This window comes from Rhizobium sp. 'Codium 1' (genome assembly GCF_020889605.1).
Lineage (GTDB): Bacteria > Pseudomonadota > Alphaproteobacteria > Rhizobiales > Rhizobiaceae > Allorhizobium > Allorhizobium algae.
The window spans coordinates 285,594-301,166 of sequence record NZ_JAJGPW010000002.1 but is presented as its reverse complement, the minus strand read 5'-3'; the positions used below and the strand labels follow the sequence as shown (position 1 = coordinate 301,166).

General features: G+C 62.0%; 8 protein-coding genes. 3 read left to right on the top strand and 5 right to left on the bottom strand.

Annotated elements, in window-relative coordinates:
- Nucleotides 1–15: 15 nt before the first annotated feature.
- Both LJE98_RS06610 and LJE98_RS06605 read left to right on the top strand, forming a co-directional pair.
- Nucleotides 16–645: a recombinase family protein gene (locus tag LJE98_RS06610; RefSeq protein ID WP_229574364.1), complete on the top strand. Its 630-nt coding sequence runs from the start codon at nucleotides 16–18 to the stop codon at nucleotides 643–645.
- 96 nt (nucleotides 646–741) lie between these two features.
- Entirely contained in the window at nucleotides 742–2,364 is a 1,623-nt protein-coding gene (locus LJE98_RS06605; protein WP_229574362.1) for an ABC-F family ATP-binding cassette domain-containing protein, read from the top strand.
- Between the two features lie 28 nt (nucleotides 2,365–2,392).
- Here the strand turns inward: LJE98_RS06605 and LJE98_RS06600 are convergent, their stop codons facing one another.
- The 5 genes from LJE98_RS06600 to LJE98_RS06580 all read right to left on the bottom strand — a co-directional run bounded on the left by LJE98_RS06600 (nucleotide 2,393) and on the right by LJE98_RS06580 (nucleotide 8,945).
- Entirely contained in the window at nucleotides 2,393–3,193 is an 801-nt protein-coding gene (locus tag LJE98_RS06600; protein WP_229574360.1) for an ion transporter, read from the bottom strand.
- Between the two features lie 128 nt (nucleotides 3,194–3,321).
- Nucleotides 3,322–4,311 carry a UDP-glucose 4-epimerase GalE gene (gene galE / locus LJE98_RS06595; protein ID WP_229574358.1) on the bottom strand — a complete coding sequence of 330 codons (990 nt, stop codon included), beginning with the start codon at nucleotides 4,309–4,311 and terminating at the stop codon, nucleotides 3,322–3,324.
- Nucleotides 4,312–4,325: 14 nt separating this feature from the next.
- Nucleotides 4,326–5,486, bottom strand: coding sequence for a UDP-galactopyranose mutase (glf, locus tag LJE98_RS06590; RefSeq protein WP_229574356.1), 1,161 nt, complete (start codon nucleotides 5,484–5,486; stop codon nucleotides 4,326–4,328).
- A gap of 115 nt (nucleotides 5,487–5,601) precedes the next feature.
- Complete coding sequence (locus LJE98_RS06585) at nucleotides 5,602–6,855, bottom strand: hypothetical protein (protein ID WP_229574354.1); 1,254 nt, start codon at nucleotides 6,853–6,855, stop codon at nucleotides 5,602–5,604.
- A 44-nt stretch (nucleotides 6,856–6,899) separates the two neighbouring features.
- Nucleotides 6,900–8,945: a glycosyl transferase gene (locus LJE98_RS06580; RefSeq protein WP_229574352.1), complete on the bottom strand. Its 2,046-nt coding sequence runs from the start codon at nucleotides 8,943–8,945 to the stop codon at nucleotides 6,900–6,902.
- Nucleotides 8,946–9,542: 597 nt separating this feature from the next.
- Between LJE98_RS06580 and LJE98_RS06575 the strand changes: the two genes are divergently transcribed.
- The gene (locus LJE98_RS06575; RefSeq protein ID WP_229574350.1) at nucleotides 9,543–14,678 is read left to right on the top strand and encodes a beta strand repeat-containing protein; all 5,136 of its coding nucleotides are present in this window, start codon (nucleotides 9,543–9,545) and stop codon (nucleotides 14,676–14,678) included.
- Nucleotides 14,679–15,573 lie beyond the last annotated feature (895 nt).

Below are 15,573 nucleotides of genomic sequence, written 5' to 3'. Positions count from 1 at the left end.
TTTCGCCACAACCTTATGTTTTTCCTGAAAATCGGAGAGGTCATGCGGATAGGCTATGCGCGTGTGTCGACGCTGGACCAAAACGTAGATATGCAACTTAAAGCTTTGGTCGCCTGTGGCTGTGAGCAGATCTTCAGCGATCTGGGTCACTCCGGCGCGCAGCGGCTTCGACCGGGACTGGCCGAAGCCCTGGAGGCCCTGCAGCCTGGGGATACGCTGGTGATCTGGCGCCTTGATCGCCTCGGCCGCTCACTTTCGCATCTGATCGACGTGGTCAACGACTTCGGAAGCCGCGGGGTCGCGCTGTATTCTGTGACCGAAGCGATTGATACCGGCTCGGCCGGTGGTCTGTTGATCTTCCACATCATGGGGGCGTTGGCCGAGTTCGAGCGTGGCCTGATTTCGGAGCGCACCCGGGCCGGCATGGCGGCTGCAAAATTGCGAGGGCAAAGTATCGGCAGACCCGTGAAGCTCCGGCCCGGGGATGTCGAGATGGCGCTCGACGGGATGGCGCGCGAGGGGCTGTCATTGGCCGATGCCGCACGTCGGCAAGGGATCAGCCGTGCGACGCTTTGCCGGGCGCTGAGGCGGCGGCGGGAGCAGTCGGCGGGAGATCGGGTGCCGCTTGTGTCGGTGGGGGTCTGATCGGATAGCCGGTCTGCTGCCCTGCAACAAAAGCAGGGGACAGACGGGTCATGACATGCCATAAGGGCGCCGATTTCCCTTCAGGCGTCCTTGTCCATGATCCGTATCGAAAATATCTCCAAGCAGCTCAGCCATCGCATCCTGTTCATCGAGGCGTCCGCCGCGCTCAACCGCGGCGAGAAGATCGGTCTTGTCGGGCCGAACGGGGCGGGCAAGACCTCGCTGTTCCGCATGATCATCGGCCATGAACTGCCCGACGAAGGCCAGGTCTCCGTCGATAAGGGCGTGTCGATCGGCTATTTCAGCCAGGATGTCGGCGACATGGCCGGTCGCTCGGCCGTGGCCGAGGTGATGGATGGGGCAGGGCCGGTCAGCGAAGTCGCGGCCGAACTGCGCGAACTCGAGGCCGCCATGGTCGATCCCGATCGCATGGACGAGATGGATCAGATCATCGAGCGTTACGGCGAGGTGCAGGCGCGCTACGAGGAGCTCGATGGTTATGCGCTGGACGGACGGGCGCGCGAAGTGCTGGCCGGTCTCTCCTTTTCTGAAAGCATGATGGATGGTGATGTGGGCGCCTTGTCGGGCGGCTGGAAGATGCGCGTGGCGCTGGCCCGCATTCTCCTGATGCGTCCCGATGTGATGCTGCTCGACGAACCGTCGAACCATCTCGATCTCGAAAGCCTGATCTGGCTCGAGCAGTTCCTCAAAGGTTATGAGGGCGCACTTCTGATGACCTCGCATGACCGCGAGTTCATGAACCGCATCGTCAACAAGATCATCGAGATCGATGCCGGCCAGCTCAACAGCTATTCCGGCGATTACGCGTTCTACGAGGGCCAGCGGGCGCAGAACGAGAAGCAGCAGCAAGCGCAGTTCGAACGCCAGCAGGCGATGCTGGCCAAGGAAATCAAGTTCATCGAACGTTTCAAGGCCCGCGCCAGCCATGCGTCCCAGGTGCAAAGCCGGGTGAAGAAGCTGGAAAAGATCGACCGTGTCGAACCACCGAAGCGCCGCCAGGTGGTTGCCTTCGAATTCCAGCCTGCGCCGCGCTCGGGTGAAGATGTGGTCGCGGTGAAGAACGTTTCCAAACGTTACGGCGACAAGGTCATCTATGACGGCTTCGACTTCATGGTCCGCCGGAGGGAGCGCTGGTGCATCATGGGCATCAACGGTGCCGGCAAGTCGACGCTCCTGAAGCTCGTCGCTGGCGATTCGAAGCCGGACCAGGGCACTGTTGCGATCGGCGCCAGCGTGAAGATGGGCTATTTCGCCCAGCATGCGATGGACGTTCTCGATGGCGAGATGACGATCTTCGAAATGCTGGAGACGACATTCCCGCGGGCCGGCCAGGCGCCGCTCCGGGCACTCGCCGGCTGTTTCGGATTTTCCGGCGACGACATCGACAAGCGGATCCGGGTTCTGTCCGGCGGCGAGAAAGCGCGCCTCGTCATGGCGATCATGCTGTTCGATCCGCCGAACCTGCTCGTCCTCGACGAACCGACCAACCACCTTGACCTTGATACCAAGGAAATGCTGATCAAGGCCCTGTCGCAATACGAGGGCACCATGCTCTTCGTCAGCCACGACCGGCATTTTCTCGGGGCGCTGTCGAACCGCGTTCTGGAGATCACCCCGGAAGGGGTGTTCCAGTATGGCGGCGGCTATACGGAATATGTCGAGCGCACAGGCCACGAGGCGCCGGGTCTGCGCAGCTAGAGCATTGAAAAGGCCGGTACGGCGGCGCTCAGGCGCCGTTTGCGGGCCTCTCGGTCCGGAGTGCCGCGATTTCGGAACGAAGGGCCTGCATCTCGCGCAGCAGATCGGCGTTGTCGATGTGTAGCGTTTTCAGGTCCGCGTCGGTATCGGCCATGCTCTGCTCCTGCATCGCCGAAACAATGACACCGATAAAGAGGTTCAGGACCGAATAGGTGCTGAGCAGGATGAAGGGCACGAAGAACAGCCAGGCGTAGGGGTGCACCTCCATCACCGGCCGAACGATGCCCATGGACCAGCTTTCCAGCGTCATGATCTGGAAGAGCGAATAGGTCGACGCGCCGAGACTGCCGAACCAATCGGGGAACGTTGCGCCATAGAGCTTGGTCGCCATGACGGCCGAGACGTAGAACAGCATGAACAACAGAATGATGATCGAGCCCATGCCGGGAAGGGCGGCGATCAGGCCGCCGATCACCCGCCGCAGCGACGGCACGATGGAGATCAGTCGCAGGACACGCAGGACGCGCAGCGCGCGCAGCACCTGGAACGGTCCGCTCGCCGGAATGAGTGCGATTGCGACGATGGCGAAGTCGAAAATGCTCCACGGGTCGCGGAAGAAGGCGAAGCGGAAGGTGTAGAGACGCGCGGCGATCTCCGCGACGAAGATCGTCAGAATGATACGGTCGACTGCGAGCAGTAGCGGTCCCATGACCTGCATGACGGCGGGGGATGTCTCGAGACCGAGCGTCACGGAATTGATCAGGATGACCGTGATGATTACCCGCTCCCACGCGTTCGAGGAGAGGACCTTCTTCAGCTTGTCGCGCATGGTTTGGGCTCCGGCAAAAACTGCACGACGAAAAGCGGATGGATCACGGCGCGTCAAGGTGTTTCAGCCTGCCGTACAGGCCGTTCAGACGCCTTTTTAGGGGAGGTCCGATCCGTGGGCGGACGACGTCAGTCGGAATGGCCATTGAAGGTTGAATGCCATTTCCAGGCCGAGCGGATGATGTCGTCAATGCCATGCTTCGGGTCCCAGCCGAGGACTTCGCGGGCGAGCGTATTGCTGGCGACGAGGCCTGGCGGGTCGCCCGCGCGGCGCTCGGTGCGCTTGATCGGCATGGGGCGGCCGGAGACGGTTTCGATCGCCGCAATCAGTTCCTTGACGGTGGTGCCGTTGCCGGTGCCGAGATTGATGGCGATCGTCTCGCCACCGTTCAGCAGATACTCGACGGCGCGCACATGGGCGTCGGCGAGATCGTTGACGTGGATGTAGTCTCGGATGCAGGTCCCGTCGCGGGTGTCATAGTCCTCGCCGAAGATCGAGAAGAATTCGCGTCTTCCAAGGGCTGTATCGATGGCGAGCGGAATGGCATGGGTCTCGGGCGAGTGCCACTCGCCGATGCGGCCTTCGAAATCGGCGCCGGCAGCATTGAAGTAGCGCAGCATCACGGACTTCATGCGGCCGCAGAGGTTGAGGTCGCCCAGCGCCTGCTCGACGATGTGCTTGGTGCGGCCGTAAGGGTTGATCGGCTTCTGGCCGTGCTTCTCGTCAAGCGGCAGATATTCCGGTGCGCCATAGGTGGCGCAGGTCGAGGAGAAGACGAAGTTCCGGATGTCGGCGTCGCTCAGGGCCTGCAACAGGCTCAGCGTGCCTGAAACATTGACGTCGTAGAAATGCTCCGGCTCCTTGAAGGATTGGCCGACCTCGATCAGGCCGGCGAAATGCATGGCGGCCTTTGGCTGGTATTTGGCGAGCACTTCCCTGAGCCGGGCCTTGTCTCTGATGTCGCCCTGTTCGGCCGGGCCCCATTTGACGAATTCCGGATGGCCCGAGGTGAAGTTGTCGTAGACAACAGGCAGGTAGCCCCGCTCGGAGAGCGCGAGGCAGGTGTGGGAGCCGATATAGCCGGCGCCGCCGACAACAAGGATGGGTGTCGCAGTCATGCGCGTTTTCCTGCTTAGAGCGGAGAATGGACGAAGGCGGGCATGGCTGCCGCATCCTTTGCCTTGGCGAGGAACAGGCGCGCCGTATCCAGTGCTTCGCGGATCGTCACGTCCATGTCCAGATAGCGGTAGGTTGCAAGCCGGCCGACAAAGGTGACCGCCTTTTCTTCCTTGGCACGGGTGACGTAATCGGCCAGCTGCGCCTTCTCGTCGACCAGGCGGATCGGATAATAGGGGATGTCCTCCTCCCCGCATTCGCGGGAGAATTCGCGGTAGCAGACCGAGCCCTCATGGCTTTCCCACGGCGAGAAGTGCTTGTGCTCGGTAATGCGGGTATAAGGTACGGACGCATCGCCGTAGTTCATTACCGCACAGCCCTGATAATCGCCCTGATAGGTGAAACGCTCGAAATCGAGCGTGCGATAGCCGAGGCGGCCGAATTCATAGCCGAAATAGCCGTCGAGCGGGCCGGAATAGAAGAGGTGCGCATAGTCATGGCGCGCGCGCGGATCGAAATGCTGGCCGAGTGTCACCTTGATCTTCGGATGGTCGAAGATTTTTGCGATCATGTCGGTATAGCCGTTTTCCGGCATGCCCTGGAATTTGTGGAAGAAATAGTTGTCGTCATAGTTGAAGCGCACGGGAAGACGCTTCAGGATCGAGGCCGGCAGGTCGGTCGGTGAGCAGCCCCATTGCTTTTCGGTATAGCCCTTGAAGAAGGCCTCGTAGAGGTCGCGGCCGACGAAGCGCAGTGCCTGTTCCTCGAAGGTTTGCGGATCGGTTATCGTCTTGTCGGCCTGTTCCTCGATGAAGGCACGGGCCTCTTCCGGGCGGAAGGTCTTGCCGAAGAACTGGTTGATCGTGTGCAGGTTGACCGGCAGCGAATAGACCTGGCCCTGGCTCGTGGTCTTCACCCGGTTCTTGTAGGGCAGAAAAGTCTGGTAGCCGTTGACGTAATCCCAGACTTCCGCGTCATCGGTGTGGAAAATGTGCGGTCCGTAGATGTGGACCATGACGCCGGTGTCGGCATCGCGTTCCGTGTGGCAATTGCCGCCGATATGCGGGCGCGTGTCGAAGACCTCGACGTCGAAGCCGGCCTCAGCCAGTTCGCGCGCAATCACGGCGCCGGACAGGCCTGCGCCGACGATACCGATTTTCTGACCCTGTGCCGTCACCTGGATGTTCCTCAAGCTTGTGGGGTGGGCGGGGTTCCAGCCATTCCGGCCTGCCGTGCCTCATCCGTTCCTGTCTGGTCCGGCGGGCCTGCCCGCCGGTCGATGTGCTTTGCCGTCAGAGCGCGAGCTTTTCCCGCATCAGCTTATCATAGGCGGCGATCAGACGGTTGACGTCGACGCCCTCTTCCTGCGGCCCGAAGCTCAGATGGCTCACGGTGAAGTCGGAATAAATCGCGGTCGGACGTTCGAGGAAAGCCGGCAGGTCAACCGTCAGCATCTTCTCGTCGTCGCCCCTTGCCAAGGCCATGTGCTGCAGGTCGCGGCCCAGCCAGGCGATGAAGTTGATCGACTGGCGCTCCTGCCAGTCGACGACCTTCGAGGGCAGGGGGAACTCCTTCTTCGGCGTCGCCAGGAAGAAGTCGTGCAGGTTGTTCGCCTTGTCGGGGTCGGTCCAGAGTGTGCCGCCGAAGCCGCCGGGGGGGCGCTCGAAATGGCCGAGCGAAGCCGGCAGGGCACCGGAGACCTGCTGAAAATAGGCGCACACGCCGTTGTTCACGACATTGGCCGAAGTCACGAAGTAGCGCGGGTTCTTGCGGCGATGATCGATGAAGCCGGCCAGCCCGTCCAGGTCCATGTAGACGATATCATCGTCGCATTTGAGGAAGAGCGCGTCGGCGAAATCGGCGAGCCGCTCGGCGTAATATTGATAGGCCTGGAAATACGGCAACTGTTCACCCGGATTGCCGACATAGCGGCGCACGGGCTCGTTGACGTGGCAGAGTTCCAGAGCAGCACCCCAGCCGCCGCGGATCATGACGTCGGCGCCGGCAGACAGGGAAATCTCCGGCCAGCGGCCGAGCACGACGCCGTTCACCGTCAATTCCGGCGTGCCCGCTCCGTCGACCGACAGGATGATGTCGTTCGCCCGACCCGGCGACAGAACGCTCGGGGTCAGCCTTGCCCAGGTCAATGTAGCATCGCTTCTGTCGGTATCGTTCAGTCGTTCACGGGAGACCTTGCGGATCACGGACTGCTGGTTGTTCCACCCGCCGACGACCACTTCGTAGAGCGTCTCCTGATCGTCTTTCGGCAGGATGGCCAGGTGTAGATCATTGCTGATTAGCGCCTCCAGCCTGAGCGGCGCGCGACGTGATATCGTCCCGCAGGGCTGATAGCCGACCGCATGGCCCATGTAGCGGGCCGGGCCAAACTCACGGGTCACCCATTGATGGTCGGAGTCCGAGCGGGTGAAATCCCACACATGCCATTCGTCAATCAGGCCGTCGGCCATTGCCGCGCGCACATAGCGCGTCAGGATCTCCATGCGGGCTTCACGGCCTGCGAAAGTCACGAGTATTACAGGCGCCACACTTTTCTCCCGGCCCAATGGTCAGTCAGTCTGTCTGCTTTCGGTCATGCGTCCTGCGACTGCCAGAGGCGCGTGTCTGATGGCACCGGGTGAAACGCATGCCAGTCGGCAATCCGGTCCCGGTAGCGCTTGCGATAGGCAGCCTCGTCTTCGAACTCGACTTCCGCCAGCATGACCTCGGCGCCGATCTCGTAGTACATATCCATGTTGGAAAGATCAGGAACGGGCGTTTCTCCACGCTCGCGCTCGCCCTGCATTTGCCAGTAAAGTTCTTCCAGGCGGCGTACGAGGCGAGGGATGTCACGCAAGGCGCAGGTGTCGCGCTGGGCCTGCAGCGAGGCTCGGATCTGGCCGAGCGCGGCCTTGTCCTTCGCCAGTGTGATCGCCTTCCTCACATAGTCGTCCGGTGTCGCGCAGATCAGTTCGGGAATACCAGCCGATTTCACAATGCTGCTGCAGAAGCGGGACGCAAAGGTCTTGCCTGGAATGGTGAGGACCGGAAGACCCATGGTCAGCGCATCCGATGCCGTTGAATGGGCGCCGTAGGGGAAGGTGTCGAGGAAGAGATCGGCGATCGCGATGCGTGCCAGGTGGTTCGGGTTCGGCACCTTGGAGGCAAAGTAGAGCCGTGCGGCATCGACACCCGCCGAGGTCGCCAGATCGCGCAGGCGCTGGTTTACGGCGTCCGATCCCCCGAGTAGCCAGAGAACGCTGCCGGGCGTTGCGGTCAGAATGGCCATCCAGCGCGTGAAGACGGCTGCAGTGATCTTCTGCATGCCGTTGAAGCAGGCGAAAACGAAGGCATCCTCGGGCAGCCCCACATCCGCGCGGGTCGGGCGCGGTCCGATGACGCGCTTGCGGTCGACAGGCTGATCGCAGGGGATATGGAGAACCTTCTCGGTGTAGTAGATCTCGTTGCCGGGCGGGATGATCTGCTCGTCGGAGATGATGTACTGGTGGACCGGGCTCGCCATGGTGCCTGGATAGCCGCAGAAGTTCACGATGACAGGGGCCGGGCGGTAGGAGAAGATCTTCGTGCGGGCCAGCTTGGTATAGCCGTTGACGTCGATCAGCACGTCGATCTCGTCGGCCATGATCTGCCGCGCCGCCTCGAAGTCGGACATGGCGGTGACGTCGCGCCAGACATCGATGACGGCTTTCATGCGGGTCTGGGTCGCGTCGTTGCTGCGGGCCTCGCCGATGTAATAGGCATAGACCTCGACGGAAGACTTGTCGTGCAGCTCCAGCACTTCGCTGAGCGCGAAGCCGACAGCGTGGTCACGGAGGTCCGAGGAGACGTAGCCGATGCGAAGACGCTGGTCGGTGCCGGTTTTCTTGCGCGGTTCCGGCTTGTTGAGATGTGCGGGCTCAGGCCGGCCGGCGAGCATCTTGTAGTAGCGATAGGCCTTTGCCATCTGGAACAGGGGATCGTCTGCATAGCAAGCCAGCGGAAGCGGCGAAATCGAATCGAGCATCTGGCGCTTCGTGACGAATTCCGAACCCTGGACCACCGGCCACCGGCACTGATGCTGGCGCACCGAAATCCAGTGCTGGCCTGCCTCCGGCTTGTCGGGCCTCAGTTCAATCGCCTGCCACAACGCGGTCTCGGCCTCTTCAAGGAGCCCTGCGCCTTCCATCACGCGTCCGATGTGCTGCAGTGCCATCAGGCGGTGGACGGATTTGTCGGGGGTGATTTCCGCGGTCGCGTCGACGTAATTGCGCCACTGCTGGATCGCCTGGGCGCCCAGTCCGCAATCCTCATAGGTGCGGCCGAGATTGATATGCGCCTGACCCATCAATGGAGCGGCCTTCAGGGCCGCCTTGAGGGCGTTGATAGCGCCGGGCGTGTCACCGAGTTGCTTCAGGATGACAGAATAGTTGAAGAAGGCGAGGTGGAGCAGCGGGCTCTGGTCGTTGAAAGCGGTCCAGGTCTTGTAGAGCTCGGCGGAGAGTGCTGCCTGCCCTGCGGCGCCCCACTGCTCGGCGAGTTGCAGAACTTCGAGCAGGGAGAGCTTCTGGCGTCTTGCCTTGTCTGTTGCTGCTGAAAGCTGTGCGTTCTGCTCCGGGGCGAATGCTGTATGTATCACCATCGACATCACATCTGTTGGCGGCCAAGAGGCCAGGTTTCGTTCCCGCGCAGCGGTGTCTGAGCAACACCTATTCGGCTTAGCTTGCTTTGGGCTTGCGTGAACGAGTCCGGCTAAAACTTGAGGCTTGCCAAATCACTTCGCCTTCGCGATAGAATTTCCGGAAAGGCAGGACGAACGTAACTCACGCCCAAGAATAGTTCAGTGCGTTACAGGGCCGTCTGTTAATGGAAAATTAGAGTGTGAGCCCTAATCATCTGGGCAAGACTCGTCTCACCCCACCCGTTTGTTCATGGTGCGGTGAGGCAAGGTCCGTGTCCGGATCCGGATGCGAGCCTTTCAAGGTGTGGGAAGCAGAGGTCAACTCTGCTGCATGATGCCCTCTCCAACGCCGGCTCGGTCGAGCCATGTTCCAGCAAAAATTTCGTCCGCAAGGACACCGTGCACAGACGTTACCAGACGATCGTCTGTGCGCGGATAGCAGCCACTCAGGGCGCAGGATGCTCCCGAGGTCGTGACGGTCGGCGCCCTCATGCGCTCCCCCCTGATCGGTGGCAAGGAATGCAACGGCCAACCGCAAACGTTGAAGGCGCGCGTCATATGACTTCGATTATCTCTTCTTTGAGCATTACCCAGATCAAGGCGCTGTCCACTGCGACGATCGCTAACTTCACAAGCGACGACGTTGCTGCCCTCAGCACCTCTCAGGTTGCGGCACTCTCGTCGACCCAGGTCGGCGCTCTGCAGACAGACGACTTCGACGGTCTCAGCTCCAGCCAGCTCGGCGCCCTTTCGAGCGTCGCTGTCCGCGGTCTGACGATGGATCAGCTCGCCGTCATCGACAGCGCCAAGATGGTCGGGCTCAGCAGCCGCGTCCTCGGCGCCCTGACATCCACGCAAGTGACCGCGCTGAGCTCCGAGCAGTTCGACGCACTGTCCACCGCCCAGCTCACGGCGCTCGGAAGCCTGGCGCTCGCCGGCCTCGAGGCCGAAGACATCGGAACGCTGACCTCTGCCGAACTGTCGGTGCTGAGCACCCGCGCACTCGCCGGATTGTCGAGCGCCAGCTTCGCTGCCCTCAACAGTGATCAGATTTCCGGCCTGACCACCGCGCAGATCGCATCCCTTTCGACGACTGTCATCGCCAGCCTCACTTCCGCACAGATTGACGGTCTGACCTCGCTGCAGATCTCGGCGCTCACTTCGCGCCAGATCCCGGCCCTCTCGACCGACAATCTCGCTTCCTTCTCGACCGACCAGATCGTGGCCCTCAACAGCCGCTCTGTCGCAGTCCTGAAGTCGACCCAGGTCGAAGCGCTGACAACCGACCAGATCAGCGTACTGACGACCAGCCAGCTCGCGTCCCTCAGCTCCGTCGCCGTCAAGGGCCTCGGCGCCGACGACATCGACACGCTGACTTCGGACGGCGTGGCCGCTCTCGCATCGCGCAGCCTGGCTGCCCTTTCGACCGACGCTTTCGCATCGCTCGACTCGACCCAGCTTGCCGGCCTGACTGCCGCCAAGATCGGCGCTCTCGGCACTGCCCAGATCGCCACGCTGACCTCGGATCAGGCAGACGGCCTGAGCACGGCTCAGCTCGCCGGCCTGACCAGCGCCCAGATGAAGGCCCTGACCACCGATGCACTGGCATCGCTTTCCACCGATCAGGTCGCAGGCCTGAGCAGCCGTGTGATCGCAGTCCTGACGTCCGACAAGGTCGCCGCACTCAGCAGCGACCAGGTTGCGGCCCTCACCACCTCGCAGCTCGCAGCCCTCAGCTCGGCCGCAGTGAAGGGCCTCGAAGCTGAAGATGTCGGCACATTCTCATCGACAGAGCTCGCAGCGCTCAACTCCCGCTCGCTGGCCGCCCTGTCGACCGACAACGTCGCTGTCCTGACATCCGAGCAGCTGACGGCTCTCTCCAGCGTTCAGATCGCTGCCCTGACCACCGCTCAGGTTGCCGTCCTCGACAGCGACCAGATCGACGGTCTGAGCACGGCCCAGGTTGCGGCTCTGAGCTCTGCCCAGGTGGTCGCGCTCGGAACCGACAATGTGGTTTCGCTGTCGACCGATCAGGTTGCCGCTCTCAGCAGCCGCGCCGTTGCCGCCTTGACGACCGCTCAGCTGAGCGCGATGACGAGCGATCAGATTGAGGCTCTGTCTTCCGCCCAGATCTCGGCCCTGACGTCCAGCGACCTCGCTGCCCTGTCGTCCGAGGATATCGCAACCTTCACCACCGCCGAGTTCGCAACGCTGAGCTCTGCTGCCATCCGTGGCATCACCTCCGCCGTGATCGGCGAATTGTCGACCGACCTCATTGCCGCGATCAATACGCGGGCCATGATGGCTCTCGACAGCACCCAGATCGCCGCGATGACGTCCGATCAGATCGGCGCATTGTCGACATCCCAGCTGAGCGCCATCAGCTCGACGGCAGCCCGAGCCCTTGAGACCGAAGATCTCGCAACCTTCGACTCGGCTGACCTCGCTGCCCTGCAGTCCCGCTCGCTGGCTGCCCTTTCGAGCGACAAGTTCACATCGTTCACCTCGGACCAGCTCGTCGGATTGACATCGGCGCAGATCGCGGCGCTGTCCACGGCCATCATCGGCACGCTCAGCAGCGACCAGCTCGATGGCTTCACGACCGCCCAGATCGCCACGCTCTCCTCAGTCCAGCTTGGCGCCCTGACCACCGATGCAGTTGCCTCTCTCAGCACCGATCAGCTGGGTGCGATCAGCACGCGCGCCATCGCCTCGCTGAAGTCTGCTCAGCTGAACGTCCTCAGCTCGGCACAGTTCGACGCACTTTCGACCGCCCAGCTGGCATCCCTGACCTCGGCTGCGGTTCGCGGTCTCAACAGCGACGCCATCGGCACGCTGACGTCGGCCGAAATCGCGGTTCTCAACAGCCGGGCAATCGCAGCCCTGTCGACCGACAACATCGCCCTGTTCGACTCGGCACAGGTCTCCGGTCTCACGTCCGGCCAGGTTGCGGCCTTGACGACCGCACAGGTCGGCACGCTCGATAGCGATCAGCTGGATGGCATGGCCACCGATGTCGTCGCCCTGCTTTCCAGCGCGCAGGTCCGCGCGCTGACCACGGATGCTCTGGCATCGCTCTCCACAGATCAGGTAGCTGTCCTCAACACGCGCGCCGTTGCAGCGCTCGGGTCTGATGCGATTGCCGCGCTCTCGTCCGACCAGATCGGTGTGCTGTCGACGGCACAGCTCGCTGCCCTGACGAGTGCCGCAGTCGCCGGCCTGACGACCGAAGACCTCGATGCCTTTGCATCGACGGACCTCGCGGCGCTCAACTCCCGGGCTCTCGCTTCGCTCTCGACGGACAACTTTGCTTCCCTCGACTCGACCCAGCTCTCCGGTCTGACGACCAGCCAGGTCACGTCGCTTACCACCGCACAGGTCGCAACGCTGATCAGCGACCAGCTCGATGGCCTGACGACCGCACTGGTCGCCATGCTCTCCAGCTCGCAGGTCCGCGCTCTGACCACCGACGCGCTGGCTTCGCTTTCGACCGATCAGGTGGCTGTGCTCAATACCCGCGCCGTCTCCGCGCTCGGTTCTGACGCGGTTGCCGCCCTCTCGTCCGATCAGATCGGCGTCCTGAGCACGGCCCAGCTTGCAGCCCTCTCGACTGCCGCTGTCGCAGGTCTCACGACGGAGGATCTCGACGGACTGGAATCGACGGACCTCGCGGCGATGAATTCGCGGGCAATCGCAGCCCTCTCGACCGAGAACATCGCATCGCTCGACAGCCTGCAGCTCTCCGGCCTGACGACCTCCCAGGTCGCTGCTCTGACGACTGCGCAGGTCGGCGCGCTCGACTCCAACCAGATCGATGGTCTGACGGCCGCCCAGGCGGGCGTCCTCAGCTCCCTGCAGATCCTGGCCCTGTCGACTGACAACATTGCCTCGCTCTCGACCGATCAGGTGGCGGCGCTCAACTCTCGCGCTGTCGGTGCGCTGACGTCCGAACAGCTCGATGCACTGAGCACCGATCAGGTTCTGGCGCTGACCTCCGGTCAGATCGCGGCCCTCAGCTCTGCGGACCTCGCCGCCCTTTCCGCCGCCGATATCGCCACCTTCTCGACGGACGAGATCGCGGTGATCTCGTCGGCAGCCATCAGCGGCCTGTCTACCGATGCCATTGCCGGGCTCGACACCGATCAGGTCGCGGCCATTTCCAGCCGCGCTGTCGCATCGCTGACGGCCAGCCAGGTCGGGGCGCTCGATACGGCGCAGTTCGCAGCCCTCTCGACGGTCCAGCTCTCGCAGCTGAGCTCTGCTGCGGTGGCTGGCATTGCAACCGAAGATCTTGCGACGCTCGACTCTGCTGAACTCGCGGTTCTCCAGACCCGAACGCTGGCTGCCCTCAGCACCGAGAACTTCGCCGCTCTCGACTCGGTACAGCTCTCCGGGCTGACGACTGCCCAGGTCGCAGCACTGACGACGGCACAGATCGCCACGCTCAACAGCACGACGGTCGCCGGTCTGAGTTCTGCCCAGATCTCCGCCATGAAGTCGACGCAGATTGCTTCTCTGTCGACCGATAGCCTCGCAGCACTGACCTCGGATCAGCTGCCGGGGCTGGCAACAGCCGGTATCGCCAGCCTGACCTCTGACAAGATCGCGGCGCTGACGTCCAGCCAGTTCGATTATCTCTCGACAGCGCAGCTCGGAGCGATCAGCTCCGCGGGCATTGCGGGTCTTTCGACCGAAGATGTCGCGACATTCGCGCCGACCGACGTCGCAGCCCTCAATTCCCGGGCTTTGGCTGCCATGTCGACCGAGAACTTCGCCGCGCTCGACTCGACCCAGCTGGCTGGTCTGACCACCGCCCAGATCGCCGCCGTTACCACGGCCCAGATCGGGGTGCTGACCACGGACGACATCGACGGTCTCAACACGCTGCAGGTCAGCGCATTGACCAGTGCCCAGGTCGCTGCCATGTCGACCGACAACCTCGCATCGTTCTCGACCGATCAGGTCGCGGCCCTTGGAACGCGGGTCTTTGCAAGCCTGACCTCCAATCAGGTGACGGCACTGACCTCCGAGCAGATCGGGGTGCTCTCCAGCGGTCAGCTCGCAGCGCTCAGCACGGCTGCCATCTCCGGTCTTGAAACCGAAGACATGGCAACCTTCAGCTCGACGGAACTCGGCTTGCTGAGCACGAGAACCATCGCAGCACTGTCGACCGACAACTTCGCCGAACTCACCTCGGAACAGCTCGCCGGCCTTACATCGGGCCAAGTGGCTGCGCTGACATCCGCCCAGGTTGAGACCCTGACCTCCGACCAGATCGACGGTCTCTCGACCGCCCAGATCGCGGCGCTGACATCGACGCAGGCGAGAAGCCTCTCGACCGACGGTCTCGTGTCCTTCTCGACGGATCAGATTGCGGCACTCGGTTCGCGGACCGTCGGGGCTCTCTCGACCGACCAGCTGGTCGCCATGACCACGGACCAGATCGAGGCCCTGACCTCGACCCAGGTCGCGGCGCTCAACTCTGCTTCGATCAGCGCGCTGGGGAGCGAAGACCTGGTCGAGTTCTCGATCGAGGACATCGCCGCCATCAGCACAGCCGCCATCGCCGGTCTGTCGACCGACGACATCGGCGACCTGACCAGCGACCAGATCCAGGCGATCACCACCGCCCAGATCCAGGCGATGAATGCGGCCCAGGTCGAAGCCATCGTCGCCGCCTACCAGGCCCTCTAAGGCCGGGACAGCAGCAGCCCGCGGCATATACCCGGTGCAGGAAAAGCAACCCCGCCTTTCGAGGCGGGGTTTTTTGTTTGGCGAGCGGAAGGGAGGACAGCGCCCTCGGCAATTCCGAGTGCCGTCAGCACCTGGATGCGAAGGAAATCAATATTTTGATGGAGAAAAATGGCGCACCAGAGTGGACAGAAATGCGAACCGCTCTAACTACTGGAAAATATTGATAAAAATAGAACATTACAAAAATTCTGCCGAGGTGTCAGAGGTCCATCGGCTTAGGGATTTAGGGCGCAGCGGGGAATCCATCGCTCAAGAACTCAAGATTTCACTGTCAACGGTGAAGCGACGGGCTGCACTTGTTGCTGTGAACCTGGTCGAGTTCTCCCTACACGTAAACAATGTTGACATTACTGATTCGTGAGCATAGTGTTCACCACATGAGCAAAATGATCGCAGGGGGCGCCGGGATGGAATTTTTGCGCTTTGGAGATGATGTCAACAATTCGTCGTCGAAGGCAATCTTTCGACATGCGAAACGCTTTCACCAACTAGGAGCCGATCTGCTCACACTACACGCTTCTGGGCACCTCCCAGAGATCTGCGAAGTCAATGCGCCAGTCATAAAGGACTGGCGTATAGAGATGAGACCTGTTCCGGTTTTGATAGGTAGGATGACGCAGCCAAAGGGACTGTGCTTTCAGCACGACAAATTGGGCGAATTTGACTGCACTCTACCCGTCCATCTCATTTCAGAAAAGAGACGATTAGCTCGCTGCTCAAACCGTTGGTACGAACTCGGTTCGGCATAGGGCAACCTGCGCGTAGCTAACGTGGCTCCAAGCCGCCAATCGTTAGAACACCGGCTCCAGCTTTATCTTAAAGTCTGTTGAAATGT

Bases quoted from the DNA above. Each gene is read 5' to 3' on its own strand.
- LJE98_RS06610 (WP_229574364.1), top strand. From the start codon at position 16: ATGTTTTTCCTGAAAATCGGAGAGGTCATGCGGATAGGCTATGCGCGT.
- LJE98_RS06605 (WP_229574362.1), top strand. From the start codon at position 742: ATGATCCGTATCGAAAATATCTCCAAGCAGCTCAGCCATCGCATCCTG.
- LJE98_RS06600 (WP_229574360.1), bottom strand. From the start codon at position 3,193: ATGCGCGACAAGCTGAAGAAGGTCCTCTCCTCGAACGCGTGGGAGCGG.
- galE (WP_229574358.1), bottom strand. From the start codon at position 4,311: ATGACTGCGACACCCATCCTTGTTGTCGGCGGCGCCGGCTATATCGGC.
- LJE98_RS06580 (WP_229574352.1), bottom strand. From the start codon at position 8,945: ATGGTGATACATACAGCATTCGCCCCGGAGCAGAACGCACAGCTTTCA.
- LJE98_RS06575 (WP_229574350.1), top strand. From the start codon at position 9,543: ATGACTTCGATTATCTCTTCTTTGAGCATTACCCAGATCAAGGCGCTG.